The following is a 3,888-nucleotide window of genomic DNA, read 5'->3' as shown; positions in this document are numbered from 1 at the left end:
ACCACGCCATGGTTCGGCTGGAACGCGATCTCCCCGACCTTCCACTCCAACTCATCACCCACGGCGCACTCCCCTTTCGTTCACGAACGTCACGTGCTCAAACGCTTCCGGTCCCTGCACGGGCACCGGTCTGTCCAGGTCTTCGTCCGCGAGCACGTTCACTAGCGCACGCGGGTCGTAGTCATCATGCGCGTCGGGCATGTCGCCGTACGACTTCGCTTCCCACCCGGCACGGAACCCGTCTTGGTAGGCATTCGCTGCGTGCAGCACGGCGAACCTGTGCCACTCCCCCACGGTCGCCTTCGGGTACAGCCCGATGAAGTCGTTGGCGATGCGCTCGATCCACATCGGCGGTGTGGGCGTGGGCATCTCCGGATCCTTCACCCGGTCGTGCAGCCACTTGCGGAACCGGTCGAACAGGTTCACGCCGCGTTGCTCCTTCTACGCGCAAGCGCCAGCCGCCCCGGCTCCACCGCAAGCACGACCGCTGCGTCGAACAGGATGGGCAACAGCGCCCCGGTGTCCACGCCAAGCAAATCCTTCTCGCCCCACACCAGCAGCGGGGGCTTGATGGGAACCCTTGTGGCGTATTTGTACGGCAGCATCACGCGCCACGGGCTGCGCAGATGCCGGAACCACAGCATCGGTACCTGCCCGCCTTCGTCGGCGGCGTCCTGGCACTGCCGCCACCACGCCCACACCGGGCTCGCCTTGCCGCGCTCCAGCATCAGGAAGCTCCAGCTCCCGTTGTTCTTCACCTCGACGCTGAACGGGAAGCGGTGGCTGGTCGTCATCAGGTCGCCGCTCATGCGCATCTCGCCTCGCAACGATTGCCCACGCGCTCCCCGCCCTTGCCACCCGCCCGATCCCGGTGTGCGAGCGAACTCCACCCCGGGCTCTAGCTGCGCCCACCATGGGCGAATCAACTCGATCACAAGACGCTCGCCTCGACACCCTTTCGCTCTGCTGTTGATAGCCACCACCACTCCTTCGGACCCACTACCATGCCTGCCTTGCCCAACCCCGCCTTACCGCTCCCGACCGAACCTTGCCATGCCTGCCTTGCCCAATTACATCATGCGCGTTCGCGTGTCACACCACCTCCACACGGCTACCGCTTTGCGTCCCTATCACCTTGATGCGCCCCGGTAAACACGACATTGCATCCTCATGGTGGGCAATGACGAATGCTTGCTCGAAACCGAACCGCCCGCGCAAGCTGCTCACGAGGTACTGCGAGAAGTCACAACGCAGTCTCTCATCGAGAGATCCGTAGGGCTCATCGATCATCGCCACGCCCCACGGCATCTGTCGCTTCCGCCGCAGCCACGCACTCGCCCCAAGCCGCACCGCCGCACCCACCAAGTCCTCCGCTGCACCGCTGCGGTCGCTCAGCTCCAGCCCCGGGCGGTCGATGCTGTGCATTGGGCGGTCTGCTTTGCACCGGGGGCACGCCTTGTCGCGCTGCCCGGTGTAGACGTGCCCGCAAGCGTCGCACGCGCCCGCGAGCTTCTTGCCCTCGCTCGCCCACCGCACGCGGAAGCTGAGCGGGATGCTCGCGTCGGCCAGCAGCGCGTTGCCAAGTTGTTCGACCCGGCGCATGGAAGCGACCGCCACGTCGCGCTGTGCTCCTTGCCTGCCCGCCGCGCGACGTATGCGGTTGAGCCTCGCCATCTTCGCACGCGCGTCCTCGATGTTGGATAGTGCTGTCTCCACCTCGTTGAGCCTGCGGTACAGACGCTTTGCCAGCAACGTGCAGCGGTCCAACTCCGAGCGCGCGTCGCTCAGCTTCTCCTGTGCAGCCGCCACGTTGGTCGCCGCCGCTGCTTTGTCCTGCGGCTCCTCGTTCGCGTCAAGGTACTCCTGGTGAACCTCCCCGCCCTTCAATGCCTTGCGGAGCGCCTCCACCTTCGACTCCCCCGCACGCAAGTCCTTGAGCTTCTCGCGTACCGATTGCAGCACGTTGGCCGCAGTAGTCACGCGAGCCTTTGCCTCCACTATTTTCTGCCTCACGTCAATCAGCGTTTGTGCGTTGCCCCTTCCTTGCTCCAACACCTTCGCCTTGGCAGGGCACGCACCGAGCGTCACCGGGCACACGCCGTCGAACACGCCGCGCGTCAACTCCTCAAGCCTGCGCTGCTGAGTCTGTAGACCCGACAGGAACTGTGCTTCGTTCGCGTGCTTCTTCTCCGCGTCCGTCTCGTCCAACTCCAACCCCACGCCGTCGATGCCCGCAAGCTGCGTCTCCAACGCCTTGAGCTGCGCGCGCGTGCTCGCAAGCGCGTCGACCGCCGCCTTGTGCTCCCACCACTCGCGGCACTCGTTCTGCACCTCCACCGCCGATTCCCAACCAGTGCGAGCGATCTTCATTACCCCTTCTGCAAGCCGTTGCTCGCGCTCCACATCGTCGAGCCGTTGTCGGATGAGCGCTTCCGGCACGTCCTTGACGGGCTCGTAGTCGCTGCCGTCCTCCACACCTTCTAGCGCGTCAGCGACGGCGGCCTCGATGGTCTGCTCCAGCTCGCGCACCTTGATTGCCGCCTTGCCAAGCTGCTCGCTCGCAACCTCCTCCACCGACTCAAGCGGGCCTGTGCCCACCCACTGCCGGATGGTCTCCGCGAACGGCTCGGGCTTCATCATCACGATCTCCGCGAGCGCGCGTTGCTTTGCGTAGTACAGCAGGTCGTAATCTTCGCGCGTACAGCCGAGCACCTGGGCGTAGACAAACGCCTGCGCTTCCTTGTCCTTGTAGGTGTCCTTCCCTTCGCTCACCGTCAGCTTCGTGGACTTGCCAAGCTCACGCGTCCGTGTGATAGAAACCCCGTTGCTCAGGTCCAGTTCTACGCCACCTTGCTCCGCGCCGTACGTGATCCACTCGTCCTCGGTGCGCTTGCGGTGCCGCCCGGTGAGCGCGAAGTCAAACGCCTCCCCTATCGAGCTTTTACCGACCCAGTTCGATCGCCCTTCTTCGCCGAGCCACTCACCGACGATCCCGTACACGGTCGGCTCAAGCTCGATGCAGTGGTTGCCTGCGTATCGCAGCCAGTTATCCAGCAGGACCCTCTTGATGTACATGCTTCAACCTCCAGCTTGTTCGAGCATTGTGTGCGCGAGCTTCATTGTCTCCTCGCACTCCACGTCGCTGCACCGCTCGCGCGCTAGCTGCTTGCGCAGGTTCGCGTCGAGCGCCTCCACCATCGGCAATACGGACAACTCCTCGTCGGGCGGGTTGTCCTCGCCCGGGATGTCCGCGTCGGGGCCAACGGCAGCGAGCGGCATTCGCGTCACGGTGAGCGCCCCCGCCTTGCGCACGCAACGCTCCGCGAAGTCCATGTCGTCGGCGGTGCAGAGCCCCGTGGGGCGCAGCCGCACCATCACCCCCGACAGCGTGCCCGTGCCCATCTCGATGAGCGGGTGGGTGGCGCTCACGTCCACGGTGAGCAGCCGCGTTGCGCCGAGCACCGCCACCTCCTGCACCGCGTTAACCCGGGTTAACGCGGGAAGTGACACGCCTTCCTTGGCTGCTTCTTGCACGATCACTTCGTCCAGCATTGCGCGCGCTACTTCTACGTCCAACAGCTTACGCCTTGCCATCACAGCTCCACTTCTAGCCACCGCGGCTCGTTGTGCTCCTCCCCGAACGCGAGACGCACGAGGCTCCCGGGGCACTCCACACCACGCACCGTCTGGCGCTTGTGGTAGTGGCCGTTGCACAACAGGTTCGCCTCCGCCTCGCTGCACGCCGCCACCGGGAACTCCACGCTGCGCCCGCGCGCCATGTCCGTCGTCTCGCTGCCGAGCATCGCCCCCTCGATGCACAGATGCCCCGCCACCACAAGCGAGCAACTTCCCCATACTTTGCCAGCGCGCCACGCTGCCACCTTCTCT

Annotated in this window: 5 protein-coding genes; all 5 read right to left on the bottom strand. The window is 65.1% G+C overall.

Annotated features, from left to right (window positions below):
- Positions 1-54: 54 nt before the first annotated feature.
- Complete coding sequence (locus tag WC683_20060; protein ID MFA4974904.1) at positions 55-426, bottom strand: hypothetical protein; 372 nt, start codon at positions 424-426, stop codon at positions 55-57.
- The gene (locus WC683_20055; GenBank protein ID MFA4974903.1) at positions 423-809 is read right to left on the bottom strand and encodes a hypothetical protein; all 387 of its coding nucleotides are present in this window, start codon (positions 807-809) and stop codon (positions 423-425) included. Before WC683_20055 ends, WC683_20060 begins: the two co-directional genes overlap by 4 nt.
- Positions 810-1,092: 283 nt before the next feature.
- Entirely contained in the window at positions 1,093-3,075 is a 1,983-nt protein-coding gene (locus tag WC683_20050; GenBank protein ID MFA4974902.1) for a hypothetical protein, read from the bottom strand.
- A gap of 3 nt (positions 3,076-3,078) precedes the next feature.
- Positions 3,079-3,594 carry a hypothetical protein gene (locus WC683_20045; protein MFA4974901.1) on the bottom strand — a complete coding sequence of 172 codons (516 nt, stop codon included), beginning with the start codon at positions 3,592-3,594 and terminating at the stop codon, positions 3,079-3,081.
- The coding region (locus tag WC683_20040; GenBank protein ID MFA4974900.1) for a hypothetical protein at positions 3,594-3,888 on the bottom strand (295 nt) is incomplete at its 5' end. The genes WC683_20040 and WC683_20045, both read right to left, overlap by 1 nt.

This window comes from bacterium, assembly GCA_041648665.1.
Classification (GTDB): domain Bacteria; phylum UBA10199; class UBA10199; order 2-02-FULL-44-16; family JAAZCA01; genus JAFGMW01.
The sequence above is the reverse complement of the archived record's forward strand: the minus strand, read 5'-3'. Positions and strand labels throughout refer to the sequence as shown.

Coding starts and splice junctions, on each gene's coding strand:
- WC683_20050 (MFA4974902.1), bottom strand. CDS start 3,075: ATGTACATCAAGAGGGTCCTGCTGGATAACTGGCTGCGATACGCAGGC.
- WC683_20055 (MFA4974903.1), bottom strand. CDS start 809: ATGAGCGGCGACCTGATGACGACCAGCCACCGCTTCCCGTTCAGCGTC.
- WC683_20045 (MFA4974901.1), bottom strand. CDS start 3,594: ATGGCAAGGCGTAAGCTGTTGGACGTAGAAGTAGCGCGCGCAATGCTG.